This is a genomic window from Anaerosacchariphilus hominis, assembly GCF_014290175.1.
GTDB classification, from domain to species: domain Bacteria; phylum Bacillota; class Clostridia; order Lachnospirales; family Lachnospiraceae; genus Laedolimicola; species Laedolimicola hominis.
This window is the reverse complement of sequence record NZ_JACOOR010000006.1, coordinates 56,064-71,395: the sequence shown is the minus strand read 5'-3', so window position 1 is coordinate 71,395 and position 15,332 is coordinate 56,064. Positions and strand designations below refer to the sequence as shown.

The following is a 15,332-nucleotide window of genomic DNA, read 5'->3' as shown; positions in this document are numbered from 1 at the left end:
ATGGCAGCAGTAAAAGAATTGATTCGCGCAGAGGAAGATGGAAGCATCAGCTTTGGAGACTATGAGCTGGCAGCAAAGAGCAAGCGCCAGGAGGAGTATCAGGGAGATATCTATAAGGTAAAGACCTTCCGTGAGATTACGAAGCTGGAGCGAAATGATCTGTTTGTCTATGAATCAGTTCCCGGAACAGCGGTAGAACATTTTAAGGTAAATGCAGACAGTGTGGAGTTTCGGGTAGAAGGTCCCGAGGACGCGCAGATCACCCTGGGTATGGAGGACGACACGGAGTATCTGACCCTGGTGGACGGAGTCAGCGCAGGCGCCATCAAGACAGGTCTGGGCGGCAAGCTGGTTCTCAGCGTGGAGCTGGGCGGCAAGGAGACCGTTTCTGTAAAAGTAGTGAAGGCATAATAAGACAAGTCTATGGCAAAAGGAAAGTCTACGGTATTTTTCTGCCAGAGCTGCGGGTACGAGTCCCCCAAGTGGATGGGCCAGTGTCCGGGCTGCCGGGAGTGGAATACCTTTGTGGAAGAAACCGTTGTAAAAAGTGAAAAAAAGAGTACTGGTAGAGTCTCTGAGAGGAGGGCAGCCGGAGGTCCGGTCTGCCTTTCTTCTATTGAAACCAAGGATGAGGAGCGGCTGGATACCCGGATGGAGGAGCTGAACCGGGTGCTGGGAGGCGGTATCGTGCCGGGCTCCCTGGTGCTGGTGGGCGGCGATCCGGGTATCGGTAAGTCCACCCTGCTTTTGCAGGTGTGCCAGAAGCTGGCGGCGGACGGCCGCAGCGTCCTCTATATCTCCGGCGAGGAGTCCTTAAAGCAGATCAAGCTGCGGGCGGCACGGATCGGAGAATTTTCGGACAGGCTTCTGCTGTTCTGTGAGACGAATCTGGAGCTCATCCGGGAGACCATCGAGGGCAGCCGCCCGGAGGTAGTCATCATCGATTCCATCCAGACCATGTACAATGAAAACGTCAGCTCGGCTCCGGGCAGCGTTTCCCAGGTGCGGGAGTCCACTTCGATCCTGATGCAGCTGGCCAAGGGCCTGGGTATCACCATCTTTATTGTGGGCCATGTGACCAAGGAGGGAACGGTGGCAGGTCCCCGGGTGCTGGAGCATATGGTGGATACGGTGCTGTATTTTGAGGGAGACCGCCACGCCTCCTACCGGATCCTGCGGGCGGTGAAGAACCGTTTTGGATCCACCAATGAGATCGGCGTCTTCGAAATGCGGGAGACGGGTCTGACAGAAGTGGAGAATCCTTCGGAGTTTATGCTGAACGGGCGGCCGGAGGCAGCCTCCGGATCCATCGTGGCCTGCTCCGTGGAGGGGACCCGGCCCATTCTGCTGGAGATCCAGGCCCTGGTATCCCGCAGTCAGCTGACCATGCCCCGGCGAACGGCGGCCGGCATGGACTATAACCGGGTGAGTCTTCTGCTGGCAGTGCTGGAGAAGCGGCTGAACCTACATCTCTCCGGCAGCGACGTGTATGTGAACATCGCAGGAGGCATCCGCATCAATGAACCGGCCATCGATCTGGGCGTGGTGCTGGCCATCGTGTCCAGCTACCGGGATCAGGCCATTGACGAGAAGGTGCTGGCCTTTGGAGAGGTGGGCTTAAGCGGTGAGGTCCGGGCAGTGAGCCAGGCCTCCCAGCGGGTACAGGAGGCCAGAAAATTGGGCTTCACCACGGTGATTCTGCCGGAGGTCTGCAGACAGCAGGTGGGCAGGGTAGACGGTATCCGTCTGTGCGGCGTCCGGACCGTGGCCGACGCAGTGCGGGCGATCTCCTAAAGTTACAGTTCACGCTGTTCACAGTAACACGTTTCGCGATGCACAGAAATTACGCATTCTGCGCAATTTCCTAAAAACCATTTTCTAAGAATTTGAAAATAACACTTGACAAAAAACGTGCTTATATGATATAAATAATAAGCACGTTTGATACAGGGGATTGGTCAAATGGCATGACAGGGGTCTCCAAAACCCTTAGTGGGAGTTCGATTCTCTCATCCCCTGCTACTGAGACTGGAAGCGGAAAGCTTTCAGTCTTTTTTTATGGAATAGGAAATTCCGATAGAATTCGGAATCTAATCAGTACTTATAAAAATTTAGTACTTGACATTACATAGTAGTAGGTGTAACCTAATATCAGACAAAAGGTTGGGAGGGATAAGATGAACCCACAGTTTAAGAAGGGCGTGCTGGAGCTGATTGTGCTGGAGGCGGTGCGCCGGAAGGACCGATACGGCTACGAGCTGGTGGAGGAGGTTTCCCGGGTCATTGATGTGAATGAGGGAACCATTTATCCGCTGCTGAAGCGGCTGACCAATGAACATTATTTTGAGACATACCTTCGGGAGTCCACAGAAGGGCCGCCCCGGAAGTATTACCATCTGACGGCGGCGGGGATTCTCTACCGGGATTCCCTGGCGAAGGAATGGATAGAATTTCAGCAGCAGGTCGGTAAGTACCTGAAGGAGGGAGAACAATATGAGTAAAGAAGCATTTCTGACAGAGCTTGCGGGACATCTGAAGGTCTTGGAGCAGCAGGAACAGCAGGATATTCTGGATGAATATGCTCAGCATATCGATATGAAGATACAGAACGGCATGTCCGAGGAGGAGGCCATCGGCGATTTCGGTCCGGTGAAGGAGCTGGCGGCGGAGATTCTGGAGGCGTACCATGTGAATCCGGAGTACGGTGACAGCAGCCGACGGGTTAAAATGGATTTTGAGAGCGCAGCCCAGTCCGCGGAGCAGGGTATCCGGCAGGCGGGCGGATTCCTGAAACGTGCGGGAAAGAAGCTGGGACAGTGGCTCAGAGAGGTCTGCGCCTGGATCGGAAAGCCGTTTTATAAGAAGCAGGCGGAGGGAGCAGAAGCGCCGAACGGACAGGAAACCGTCGGACAGCAGGCAGACGGGAACAGTTCGCATTCAGAGAAAGACGGAGCCGGATACTGTCAGGCGACGATTGGCGGGCAGACCGCACAGTCCCGGCAGGGCATCATTGAAATGTTCCTGGGCTTCTGCCATGATATCCTGAAAGGGTGCGGCCATCTGATTGCCAGCCTGGCCCGCGTGGCAGGAAAGCTGTCCCGTATTTGCTGGGATCTGCTCCGCTGGGGCCTGCGCCTCTGCTGGAACGTCTTGTGGTTCTGCGCGGCAGCTGGTCTGGCACTTGGAACCATTGCCTCCATTTTCTGCTTCGGAGCAATCCTGATTCTCTGCTTCCAGGGCTACCCGCTCATGGGCATGACCCTGATAGCTCTTGGCGGTATCCTCTGCGGGGGCGCGCTGACCTGCGCGGCCTGGGGCCTGATTCGCCGGAAAAAGACTGCAGAAAAAACCGTCATCCTGGAAAATGCAGATGACACGGACGAAGAGCCGGAAGAGGAAGAACTCGAAGAGGAAGAGTTCGAAGAGAAAGAACCCGACGAGGACGATTTCACAGACGGGGACATGGAAGCAGAGGAGGATGAACATGACCAGATTTCATAAAATAACCATCGGTATCTTTTGCAGCGGCGTTCTGCTGACCGGCAGCGGCGCGGGCGTGGCCTTCGGAGAATTTTCAAGCCTGGCTTACGGCGGTACGGAGGTGGTCGGCGAGACAAATATGGTCACCAGAGATATCAGCAGAGAAATCGATCCGGAGCAGGGCGTCTGGAATATTGACGGCTACTGGGATACAGCTCCCGAGGTGGAAGCCGACGAGAGCATTCCGGAAAATACCGTACTGTTCCGCATTACCTACAATCAGGCTATGGTGGAGCCGCGGATCGAAGAGACCGTCCAGGAAGACGAATATTACGACAACGACGCCGACACCTGGCGGCAGACCCGCACCCCGGCCCTGGAGCTTCACTGCTACTGGGAGAATACGGACGAGAGTGATTTTCAGAATCTAATGGAGGCCAAGGACAAAGTCCTGGCGGGTCTGAAGCGTGGCGAATTGATTTCCGTGGTGGGCGCGCCCCATATCGAGCAGGTACAGATTTTCTATAACCCGGTCAATGAAAAAGATTTGAGATTGTAAGAAAGCTGTAAGAAAATCCTCCGGTGTCCCGTAAGAAAGAAAGGGTATTCTGAAACCACCGGAAAAGGAGAGAGCAAATATGAACGAATGCGTACTGGTGGTAGACGACGACAGAGAGATTGTGCGGGCCATAAGCCTGCTACTGGAAAAAGAGGGCTATCAGGTGCTGAAGGCCTACGACGGCCTAGAGGCCCTGGAACTGGCGGTGGAGAAGCCGGTGCAGCTCATCCTTATGGATGTGATGATGCCGCGCCTGGACGGACTGTCCGCCGTCATGAAGATTCGGGAGCGGAAAAATATCCCGATCATTGTCCTCAGCGCCAAAAGCGAGGAGACCGACAAAATCTTAGGGTTGTCCATGGGAGCCGACGACTATGTGGCGAAGCCCTTTCATCCCCAGGAGCTGGCAGCCCGGGTGAAAAGCCAGCTTCGGCGCTATACGATGCTGGGTGATATCCATGCGGGCGTATCCGGGGATGAGATCCGAAACGGCCGTCTTTGCTATCGCCAGTCCGAGCGGACTCTGTACGCAGACGGAGAGCCGGTGCGGCTGACCGCCACCGAGACAAAGATTGTGGAGCTTCTGATGAAGAACCGTGGTCGCGTCTTTCCGGCGGAGGAGATCTACCGCCGGGTCTGGGAGGAGGAAGCCTACGCGCCGGAGAATACGGTTATGGTACATATCCGCCGCATTCGTGAAAAGATCGAGCTTAATCCGAAAGAACCGGAATATTTAAAGGTGGTGTGGGGAATTGGATACAAGATGGAAAAAATCTAAAATCTGGATAGGAATGCTTGCCTTCTTTCTGGGAATGACGTTGCTGATTTACAACTTCATTTCCATGCTGACCCTGATTTCGAACACAGATCTGCGGCAGTCCGATTATCAGAAGACACAGGAATTTGCGACCAGGATATCGAACCGGCTGGAGGATCTGATCGGTATCGGGCTCAAGGGGAAGGACTGGGTGCGCTATCAGTACAGCTACAGTGATTCCGACTATGCGTATGATTCTTATGCGACAGATACGGTTACAGAGGATAGCGGTACGGTCATATCCGAATGGTGGACGTCTGGTTACTCAGGCTCCATGAGTTATGAAGAGGCAGCCACAGAAGCAGGTGAATACAGCACGGCGGATTTTAATGCCTATCTGGAAGAGCTGAAAGCCGACCAGAACCTGCGTTACGCGGTGTTCAAAGACGGAAAACTGACCTATACGAACATCGACGGACTGGACGCGGAAAATGCCAGCATTGGTATGGATTTCGCGGCCTGGATTCCGGCGGAGGAGTATAATTTTCAGCTGACCTACAATAAGGACGGCGACGGCAAGGTAGCCATGGAAAAGGACGGTCAGACCGTAGACGTCTACGGCGACGGTATTTACCGGGAGAAGAGCCGCTGGGCCGTGCCGGGCTATCAGAATTTCACAGCCGGGGACGAGGCGAAAGCCATCGCGGTCTATCTGGCAGCTGCGAAGGAGCCCAGGCTCTATGTGGTCAGCGGCACAAATGGAACCAACCGATACGGCGGCGTCCTCTACCGTCTGAAGGAGAGTCTGACGGCAGAACGGCAGCAGCTGGTACGCAGCAAAGCCGGTCTGGCGGCGGCTCTCCTTTTGTTACTTCTGGCGTGGGCGCTGCGGAAACCGCGCAGGGCAGGCCGGGAAAAAATCACCGGATGGACTGGAAAAATCTGGTTGGAAGTCAAGCTGCTGTTCTTCCTGATCATCCCAATCTGTCTGATTTTGACCTTCGTAACTGATTTTTTAAGCTGGAGCGGTTTCAGTCTGGATCGGTTCGTTTATTATGGAGTTCAGGACTATCTACCGCAGGCGCGGGATTATCTGGCGTTCCATCTGGACGGCTTTTTCAGCTTCTGGCTGCTGAGCTTCTGGCCGCTGTATCTGGGCGTCACCGATCTGCGCCGGAATAAGGGACAGCAGAAGAGCATCATCGGCCGTCTGCGGCGCAGCATCCGGACCCGGGATCTGAAGCAGCCCGTACAGAAAAAGCTGGTGAAATGGCAGCGACGCTCCCTGATTCCCTTTGTGGGCTTCTTCTATGCGGGGAAGGTACGCAGACTGGCCGAGGATCTGGGCGCTCTGACGGAACAGATCCGGGTCATTCGGAACGGCGATATAGGAAATGCGCTGTCCTTGCCGGAGGACAGTGATCTGAAAGCGGCGGCGGAGGACCTGAACGGCATCCAGGAGGGCATGGAGGCGGCCATCCGGGAGCGCACGAAGAGCGAGCGCATGAAGGTGGAACTGGTGGCCAATGTGTCCCACGACATCAAGACGCCCCTGACTTCCATCGTCAGCTACGTGGACATCCTGAAGCAGGAGGAAAATCTGCCCGAGGATGTGAAGGACTACATCCGTGTCCTGGGTGAAAAATCCGAGCGCTTAAGCGCCATGGTGCAGGACGTGTTCGAGGTGAGTAAGGCGGCTTCCGGCGAGCTGAAGGTGAAGCCGGAGAAGCTGGATTTCGCCAAGCTTTTGCGACAGACCCTGGCGGATATGGCGGAACCCATCGAGCAGAGCGGCCTGTCCATGCGGGTATCCATCCCGGAAAAACCAGTGGAGATTACAGCGGACGGCCAGCGCATGTACCGTGTATTCCAGAACCTGTTGCAGAACGCGCTGAAGTATTCCCTGACCGGCTCCCGCGTGTACCTGACCCTGACGGAAAAGGATGGTAAGGCAACGGCGGTGATGAAAAATACGTCGGCCACCGAACTGGGCGACGGCATCGATTTCACTGAGCGCTTCGTCCGGGGCGACAAGAGCCGGACAGACGGCGGCAGCGGCCTGGGCCTGTCCATCGCCAAAAGCTTCACCGAGGCCTGCGGCGGCAGCTTCCGGGTGGAGAACGACGCAGATCTGTTTACGGCGGTGGTGAGTTTTGGGGTGACGGATAACAGGAAAGAAGCGTAAGAATAAGTAAGAAAGAGAGCGGAGACAGTATGCGCATACAGGAAAAGTATCTGAAACAGGCAAGAAGGATCCATCAGGAATCCCCGGTGGTGGACGCCCACTTCGATCTGGCGGCGGAGGTCTGCGAACGCTGCCTGACCGGGGAGCAGGGCGTGGTGGAACGGCGGTATCTGCCGTATTTTGAAAAGGCAGGACTGAACATCGTGGTCTCGTCCATCTTTATCAATAACCGTGATTTACCGGAGCTGGGCCTCCGAAAGGCCCTGGGGCAGATTACGGCCCTGAAGGAGGATGTGGAGCCGGTGAATGACCGCATCTGCGTGACCGCCAGCCGCGCGGAACTGGACGAGAACCTGGCGGCGGGCCGTATCTCGATTCTGCTGTCCATGGAGGGCCTCGATCCCCTGGGGAATGATTTGTCCCTGCTCCGCACCTTCTACAACCTGGGCGTGCGGGGCGCAGGCCTTACCTGGAGCCGCCGTAACGCCTTTGCCACGGGCTGCTGCACGGCCGGTCAGTTCCGGGAGATCCCGGGCGGCCTGACGGAGCTTGGCAAAGAAGCAGTCCGAAAAATGGAACGGCTCGGTATGTGGCTGGATGTGAGCCACTTAAGCAACGATGGCTTTCGGGATGTCTGCGATCTGACGGAGCAGCCCTTTATGGCCAGCCACTCGGACGCCTGGGCTGTGAACGAGAATTACCGGAACCTGATAGATGCCCAGATTCGTGAAATCGCGGGGCGCGGCGGCGTCATCGGGCTGAATGCCTGCGGGTATCTCACGGGCATTATGCCGGAGACCACGACTCCGGCGGAACAGGAGGCCGACGCAGCCCTGCTCCGCCTCTGCGAACACGCCGAGCATCTGATCCGTATCGCAGGCCCGGCCCATGTGGGCTACGGCTTTGATCTCTGCAAAGGACTGGAAGATGCTACCCCGCGTATCCGGTTTGAGACAGAGAATTATGACGTGCTGGCCCATCACGGCGAGATGGTGAAGCTGACCGCATTGTTATTGCAGCGGGGCATGGATACAGAGGCGGTGAAAGGCGTCGTGGGCGGCAACTTCCTGCGGTATTATCGCAGAATATTAAAGTAAAATCATGTAAAACCGACAATGCAATCACAAAAATCCGGAAAACAGGCGAAAAAAAGCCCGTGAGGTTCAGAAAAATCTGAGCTTCACGGGCTTTTTGTACTGTTTATTCTACTGCGTAGGGTTCCTTTTCCGTAATCAGGTTGCAGATAACCGTAATAATACCGGTCAGATATTCATCCGAAATATCCGGCTGGAGCACCAGCTCCGGCAGAAGCTTCGCAGGCAGCACGGACGCAAGCCGTTCCCGAATCTGATCCACAAGCGCACTGGTAAAACGAAAACCGCACAGAATCAGATATTTGGGATCCACAATCGTGATAATGGAGATGATAACCTTGGAAATCAGATCCACAAAGGTATCATCCCGGGAACATTGGGCAATCAGCTCCTCCCGGGAGGATACATAGGGCAGATAGTTGATCTCACCGGAAAAATTGGCGTTTCCGCGGAGCAGATGTCCATTCACGATAAATCCGGCTCCATAGGTATAATTCTCGGGAGCGTTCAGAAGCGCGCAGTTTTTCAGATTCGCCGTATTGTGAGTCTGATAATAGCCAAAGGTTTTAAAATGCATCTCATTGTCAATCAGAACCTTTACATGGTATTTGTCCTGCAGCAAATCGCGCAGATTCAGCTGCTCCAGATTAGGAACATCACAGTAAAGCACTTCACCGTGCACCACCATACCGGGAATCCCGATTCCGATGGCCTGGATCTGGGGCGTATTTTCAAATTGCTTTTGTATCAGGGAATCCAGAAACTCAAAAGACAGCTGCGAAAGGGGCTGCATATAGGATTCTCTTACCAGAATATTTCCGGAGAGATTGACGACAGCAATTTCAATCTGATTGAATGCGCCGTTGGCTACAAGGGAGATGGCCAGCGCAAGACGGGTATCTGCATTATAAATATAGATCTTGGAAGGCCGTCCGCCCTGGGAGGGAGCCATATCACCTGCAATCAGCTCGCCGGACGCTACCAGCTCCCGCATGATGTTTCCGCAGGTGGAGATGCTTAAGCCTGTCAGCTGCGCAATATCATTGCGGGTGCCCTGTCCGATTTCCCGGAAGGCGGAAATGATCAGTTCTTTGTTTTGCTGCTTCAGCAGCATGGTGTTACGAATAGGTTTATCCATGTTGGTAAGTTACCTCCGATAGTATTTGTTACGATAAGACTTATCAAAACAAATCCCTCATGTGAAAAACTTATCAAAAAAAACCAAGAATGTCAATGAAAATCAGGATTATTTTAGAAAAAACAAATAAAAAATGTATTGACAGAAATACAAAACTGATCTATATTACTATTACAACATAACTTACGGCAAGACATAACGTAAAAGATAACGTAAAAGATGCCGGTAGTAAAAGTGAAAGAGAAGGAATTATGCTGGAGGGAAAAAATGGCATACGTAGTGGGGATTGACACAGGAGGAACTTACACAGATGCGGTAATGCTGGACACAGAGATACAGGGACCGGAATGCATTAAGCGAAAAGCCAAGGCAATTACCACGCACGAAAAACTGGAAATCGGAATCCGGAACAGTCTGGAGAAACTGCTTCTGACAAAAGAAGAGATTCAGAAAATCGAAAAAGTAGTTCTTTCTACCACGCTGGCGACCAATGCGACAGTGGAAGGAAAGATGGGAAGAATCGGCCTGGTGGTGATCGGGGGAACACCTGCAGGAAAGCTGGCCACTGAAAATGTGGTGATCGTAGAGGGAAAAGTAAATATCAAAGGACGCATCATTCACGATGTGGATAAAGAGGAAGTAAGGCGGGCCGTGGAAACACTGGCATCCAGAGTAGATTCCTTTGCGGTATCCGGACAGGCCAGCGTAAGAAATCCGATTCTGGAGCAGCGTGTGAAGGCAGTCATTCAGTCCATGTGCGATTTGCCGGTGGTATGCGGACATGAGCTGGTATCGGAGCTGGGATATCTGGAGCGGACCAATACCGCAGTGGTAAACGCGGGACTGCTTCCGATTATTGATGAATTTGTAAAAGCCATTCAGAAGATTTTAGGTGAGATGCAGATTCAGGCGCCCGTGTTTGTGGTAAAGGGCGATGGAACGATTACCAAGATTGAGAGTATCAAGAATACCCCCATTGACACTGTGCTGTCAGGACCGGCGGCCAGCATCATCGGAGCCATCAACCTGACCGGAATCGGGAACGCGATTGTGGCAGATATGGGAGGAACCACCACAGATATCGGTGTGGTAAAAGAAAAACGGGTAGAGCTTTCACCGGATGGAGCCCTGGTTGGAAACTGGAAAATCAAGATAAAATCAGCAAAGCTTTATACCTATGGACTTGGCGGAGACAGCGCCATCAAAGTGGAAAATGATGAGATGAAGGTAGGGCCGGAGCGTGTGGTACCATCCAGTCGAGGGGATGCCCATAACGTAACGCCTACCGACATCCTTCATTATACAGGGGAATTTGTACAATGGGATCGAAAAAAAGCAGAGGACGCTATCATAGAACAGGCGGCGGAAGCGAGTATTACCCCGGATGAATACGTGGAAATGGCCAGAAATGAGATTGCGGCGAAGATTTATGAAAATCTGAAGCGCTACCGGAAAATCAAATTTCCCATCTGTGCCATCGGAGCACCGGCGGAATCCTGGTACCGGATCGCCCAGAAAAAATATGATTTCGAGCTGCTGGTGCCGAAGCATTATGAAGTGGCCAACGCCGTGGGAGCGGCCACATCCGGCGTCAGCGTAGAGGTGGAAGCCATGATTCGTCCCGGCGAAGAGGGCGGCGGTTATCTGGTTCACGCAGTCAACGAACGCTTTGAATTTGACGAGTTTGAAGACGCGCTGGCAAAAGCTGTGGAGGTCACAGAGGCATACGCGGTACAGCTTGTAAAGAAACAGAATCTGGAGGCATCCTATATCAAATATGAGTGCAGAAACATGTATCTGGATGAGGAGCAGATTATCTACCGGGATCTGCCGGTGGCAGAGGATGGAACCATTGAAATCGGCGATGACAGCGATTACGGAAAATATCTGGAGACCAGAATCAAGGTTCAGGTAGGCGGAAAGATTTTTGCAAATGTATAAAAAGAGCTAAGCGGCTTTTTTAAATAAAAGTTTAAGGAGGATGAAAATGAACTTATCACATGAGAAACTTCTGGGAATGTATGAAACCATGCAGAAGATTCGCCAGTTTGAATTTCAGACGGCGAAGAGCTTTGCAGAGGGCGATGTACTGGGCTTTGTACACCTCTACATCGGCGAGGAAGCCATTGCCACAGGCGTATGCGCTAATCTGGTAGACGGCGATTATATCACCAGTACCCACAGAGGACATGGACATATCATTGCCAAAGGCGCGGATATGAACAAAATGATGGCAGAGCTCTGGGGCAAAGAGACCGGTTACTGTAAAGGAAAGGGAGGCTCCATGCACATCGCGGATACCGACCTTGGTATCCTGGGAGCAAACGGAATCGTAGGCGGCGGCTTTACCCTGGCTACCGGAGCAGCGTTCTCCTCTATGATGCTGAAAACCGATAAGGTGTGCGTCTGCTTCCACGGAGACGGCGCGACAGCAGAGGGATCCTTCCATGAGGCCATGAATATCGCAAGCCTCTGGAACCTGCCGGTTGTTTTTGTAAATGAGAATAACCTGTATGCAGTATCCTGCCGTATTACCAACGGCATGAAGATTGAGAATACGGCAGATCGTGCAGCTGCGTACTCCATGCCCAGTGAGGTAGTGGACGGAAATGACATCATGGCTGTATGTGAAGCAGCTAAGAGAGCCGTAGACCGTGCGAGAAACGGCTATGGTCCCACCTATATCGAGTGCAAGACATACCGTTGGAGAGGCCACTTTGAGGGCGAGCCGGAGAACTACCGGAATCCGGAAGAGGTGAAGCTCTGGAAGCAGCCGGATCACGATCCGATTCCCAGATTTGAGACCTATCTGAAAGAAAACGGCGTTGCCACAGACGAGGATCTGAAGGCAATTCAGGATAAGGTAAAAGAGATGGTGAAAGAGTCTGTCAGATTTGCGGCAGAGAGCTCTTATCCGGCTAAGGAAGCGGCACTTACCGATGTGTATACAGATATTGTAGAGGAGGCGAGATAATGCGGAATATGTATTTTTCAGAAGCGGTATCCGATGCGATTCGCTATGAGATGGAGAAGGATCCCACCGTTTTCTGTATTGGAGAGGATGTAGGTTTTGTAGACGGTTCTATGGGAGCAACCAGAGGCCTGTACAGACAGTTTGGCAAAGAACGTGTACGCGATACGCCGGTGGCGGAACAGATGATCGTAGGACTTTCCGCAGGTGCGGCCCTGACCGGTATGCGTCCGGTGGCAGAGCTGATGTACAACGATTTCATGGGATGCTGTATGGATCAGATTATGAACCAGACCGCAAAATTCCGTTATATGTATGGTGGAAGCATGAATGTACCGATGACCCTTCGTCTGACCAGCGGCGGCGGCATGCAGTGCGCGGCGCAGCATTCCCAGTCTCTGGAGGCGATGCTGGTACATATTCCGGGCCTGAAGGTGGTATATCCCTCTACGCCCCAGGACGTATACGGACTGCTGCTGACCGCCATTGAGGACGACGACCCGGTTATGGTATTCGAGCATCAGATGCTGTACCAGACCAAGGGCGAGGTGGTAGACAAGGATGTTTATTCCCCGATTCCGCTGGGAAGCGCGGATATCAAGCATCCGGGAAGCGATGTGACTCTGGTAGCGACCGGTCTGTGTGTGCTGAAAGCACTGGAGGCTGCGAAAGAGCTGGAGAAAGAGGGGATCAGCGTAGAGGTCATCGACCCGAGAACCCTGTATCCCTTCGATAAAGAGCTGGTATACAAGTCCATCTCCAAGACCAGAAAGCTTGTGATTGTAACCGAAGAGGTGAAGCGCGGCGCATGGTCCGGCGAGTTGGCAGCCAATGTGGCGGAAGATATGTTTGAAACTCTGGATAAGGGTATTATCCGCGTGGGTTCACTGAATACACCCTGTCCGTATACCGTAACGCTGGAGGATTACTACTTCCCGCAGAAGAATGACATTATTACCGCAGTAAAGAAAATTATGGAATAAGGCATACTTTGTTATCATTCATACAAGTTCGGGACCGGCACAGATGGTGCCGGTCCCGGACAAACACAGATGAATTAAGGAGGAAAAGAATATGGTAAAGGTATTTAAGCTGCCGAGAATGGGAGCAACAATGAAAGAAGGAACCATCGGCCAGTTCCTGGTAAAGGTGGGAGACAAGGTTTCCGAAGGAGACGCTTTATATGAGGTAGAAACTGACAAGATTACCAATCAGGCAGAATCTGATATGGACGGCTATGTAAGAAAGTTTCTGGTGGAAGAGGGCGATACTGTGGCCTGCCAGACACCGGTTCTGATTGTTTCAGAAGATGAGAATGAGGACATTTCCGCATATCTGTAAGGAAAGGGTGGATTTGTAAAAGGGAGAAATTATGGCGAAATTGTTGAATAAAGCGAATAAGGATTATATTGCAAGTTTAATTCCGGAAAACGTGCCTGATTGGAAAAAAGTATGGCAGGAAGGCTATGAGATAGGAAAAAATCTGAAGATCAAAACCATTCCATTTGAAAAAAAATACGGTATGAAGCCTGTGGATTATCGTATGAAGCTGAAAAAAGAGGGAAAAATGTGTTGGAAGATCAATACCGGTCTTTCAAGTGTCGAAGAGCAGGTAGCGGCCATGAAGGAAGCGGAGAAGTTCAATGAGGAGACCGGTCTGAATATCAGCATGGCGCATCAGCTTCCGCAGAATATCACAGGTGTTCCTAAGGATAAGCGAGAAGGACTTCCGATTTCCCTTGGATTTATGCTGAATGAACCGGAGGATTGGGAAGCAATTACAATGGCTTCTTCCGTAGCGCCGGTCTTCGGAGATAACCATCTGGGATGGCCTAACGCAGTGGAGACCACCATTAATTCTGTTCAGGCAGGTTCCCAGTGGACTGGACTTATCAGTACCTATGTACAGGTAGCTCCCGGATGCCCGGATGAAGTGTGGAATATGACAGAAAATGTCAAGGCATTGGGTATTGTGGCTGCAAAATATGATGACAAGGTAATTGCAAACGGTCAGTCAGATGATTCTTATGGCGCGTATTTCAATGATTTAGCAACTTCTCTGGCTTGGGCGCGGATGGATCGCTATATTACAACGGATCTCTGTGGCGCAAGATACTCTTACAGTTTTGGAAATTTTACCCAGAATATTATGCATAAGGCAGCATTATGGCTGGCAGCCAGCGAGGTATTCAGCAAGGATGATCAGCCGGGTATCGGCTTCATATATCCGGATACCATCAGCCACTGGGATCACCATATTCAGGCCAACTATGGCTTCCAGATCCCGGAGGTTCTGTTCCTGATTCTGGTGGAGAAGCATTTCAAGACAGGCTGCGCGTTCCTCTCTGTTCCGATCACTGAGAAGGTAGCGATTCCCACCGTACCAGAGATGCTGGACATGACAGGAGCATGCCAGAGAGCGCAGGAGGTTACTTACTACTGGGAGCCTATGATGAACTGGGAGCCCCTGGAGAAGCTGCGTGACGAGACCATCGATCTGTCTGACAGGATGTTCCACTATATGCTGGACGGTTTAAAGGAAGCAGGCGTAGATATCACCAACCCCATTGAACTGATGACAGTACTGAAAGCAATTGATCCCTTTGTACTGGAACGCCTGTTCCATCCGTCCGTAGTGGAGGATGGAAGCGAGACCGTAGTACCGCTGATGCCGGCGGCGCTGTGGAACGCCACCCAGAATGAGCTGGCTAATCAGATCAACCTGCTGAAGGATACTAAATATCCGGCTCTTCTGAAGGATCGCAGAATCGTGGTAGCGTCTGCGGATGTCCATTTTGCGGGAGCAGCAGTTATCGTAGGAACCATGAAGGAATTTGGCGTAGATGTGGTAGACGGCGGCAATCAGCTGGAGGCCATCGATGTTCTGGACCTGGCAGACGAGAATGATATTACAGATATCTGTGTCAGCCTGCATAATGGTCAGGCACTGCCCTACGCGAAGCTGATTGTGAAGCTGGCGGCTGAGAGAGGAAAAAATTACCGTTTCTTCTTCGGCGGAGTGCTGCAGAGCTTCTTAAACGAGGACGATGATGTGCCTTCTGATGTAACAGAGGAGATCCGGAACCTGGGAATCACTCCGGTAACAACCGTAGAAGACCTGTTTGACAAGATTACACAGTAAGCAGGA

14 protein-coding genes and 1 tRNA gene are annotated in these 15,332 nt (G+C 52.4%); 14 read left to right on the top strand and 1 reads right to left on the bottom strand.

Going from position 1 to position 15,332, the window contains the following annotated elements; translation table 11 throughout:
- The 9 genes from H8S44_RS10995 (at position 1) to H8S44_RS10955 (ending at position 8,078) form a co-directional block, all read left to right on the top strand.
- Entirely contained in the window at positions 1-411 is a 411-nt protein-coding gene (locus tag H8S44_RS10995; protein ID WP_186872465.1) for an endosialidase, read from the top strand.
- Between the two features lie 12 nt (positions 412-423).
- The gene (gene radA / locus H8S44_RS10990; RefSeq protein ID WP_186872466.1) at positions 424-1,794 is read left to right on the top strand and encodes a DNA repair protein RadA; all 1,371 of its coding nucleotides are present in this window, start codon (positions 424-426) and stop codon (positions 1,792-1,794) included.
- 154 nt (positions 1,795-1,948) lie between these two features.
- Positions 1,949-2,019: transfer RNA gene (locus tag H8S44_RS10985), tRNA-Trp, on the top strand.
- A 158-nt stretch (positions 2,020-2,177) separates the two neighbouring features.
- Entirely contained in the window at positions 2,178-2,501 is a 324-nt protein-coding gene (locus tag H8S44_RS10980; RefSeq protein ID WP_186872467.1) for a PadR family transcriptional regulator, read from the top strand.
- Positions 2,494-3,501, top strand: a complete 1,008-nt coding sequence (locus H8S44_RS10975; RefSeq protein WP_186872468.1) for a DUF1700 domain-containing protein — start codon at positions 2,494-2,496, stop codon at positions 3,499-3,501. Before H8S44_RS10980 ends, H8S44_RS10975 begins: the two co-directional genes overlap by 8 nt.
- Positions 3,485-4,039, top strand: a complete 555-nt coding sequence (locus H8S44_RS10970; RefSeq protein ID WP_186872469.1) for a hypothetical protein — start codon at positions 3,485-3,487, stop codon at positions 4,037-4,039. The genes H8S44_RS10975 and H8S44_RS10970 overlap by 17 nt, the downstream gene beginning before the upstream one ends.
- Positions 4,040-4,118: 79 nt before the next feature.
- Positions 4,119-4,817 carry a response regulator transcription factor gene (locus H8S44_RS10965; RefSeq protein WP_186872470.1) on the top strand — a complete coding sequence of 233 codons (699 nt, stop codon included), beginning with the start codon at positions 4,119-4,121 and terminating at the stop codon, positions 4,815-4,817.
- On the top strand, positions 4,792-6,981 hold the full coding sequence (locus tag H8S44_RS10960; protein WP_243167573.1) for a sensor histidine kinase: 2,190 nt from the start codon (positions 4,792-4,794) through the stop codon (positions 6,979-6,981). Before H8S44_RS10965 ends, H8S44_RS10960 begins: the two co-directional genes overlap by 26 nt.
- 29 nt (positions 6,982-7,010) lie before the next feature.
- A complete protein-coding gene (locus tag H8S44_RS10955) occupies positions 7,011-8,078 on the top strand; it encodes a dipeptidase (protein ID WP_186872471.1) in 1,068 nt (355 codons plus the stop codon).
- A 103-nt stretch (positions 8,079-8,181) separates the two neighbouring features.
- On the opposite strand, the gene H8S44_RS10950 is transcribed toward H8S44_RS10955, so the two are convergent.
- Positions 8,182-9,213 (bottom strand): ROK family protein, encoded by a 1,032-nt coding sequence (locus H8S44_RS10950; RefSeq protein WP_186872472.1) that lies wholly within the window; start codon positions 9,211-9,213, stop codon positions 8,182-8,184.
- A 267-nt stretch (positions 9,214-9,480) separates the two neighbouring features.
- Here H8S44_RS10950 and H8S44_RS10945 point away from each other — a divergent pair, with 267 nt between their 5' ends.
- From H8S44_RS10945 to H8S44_RS10925, 5 genes are all read left to right on the top strand, one after another.
- Positions 9,481-11,154 (top strand): hydantoinase/oxoprolinase family protein, encoded by a 1,674-nt coding sequence (locus tag H8S44_RS10945; protein ID WP_186872473.1) that lies wholly within the window; start codon positions 9,481-9,483, stop codon positions 11,152-11,154.
- Positions 11,155-11,200: 46 nt separating this feature from the next.
- Entirely contained in the window at positions 11,201-12,187 is a 987-nt protein-coding gene (locus tag H8S44_RS10940) for a thiamine pyrophosphate-dependent dehydrogenase E1 component subunit alpha (protein WP_186872474.1), read from the top strand.
- A complete protein-coding gene (locus tag H8S44_RS10935) occupies positions 12,187-13,167 on the top strand; it encodes an alpha-ketoacid dehydrogenase subunit beta (RefSeq protein ID WP_186872475.1) in 981 nt (326 codons plus the stop codon). The genes H8S44_RS10940 and H8S44_RS10935 overlap by 1 nt, the downstream gene beginning before the upstream one ends.
- Positions 13,168-13,258: 91 nt before the next feature.
- The gene (locus H8S44_RS10930) at positions 13,259-13,525 is read left to right on the top strand and encodes a biotin/lipoyl-containing protein (protein WP_186872476.1); all 267 of its coding nucleotides are present in this window, start codon (positions 13,259-13,261) and stop codon (positions 13,523-13,525) included.
- 31 nt (positions 13,526-13,556) lie between these two features.
- On the top strand, positions 13,557-15,326 hold the full coding sequence (locus H8S44_RS10925) for a cobalamin B12-binding domain-containing protein (protein WP_186872477.1): 1,770 nt from the start codon (positions 13,557-13,559) through the stop codon (positions 15,324-15,326).
- Positions 15,327-15,332: the final 6 nt, after the last annotated feature.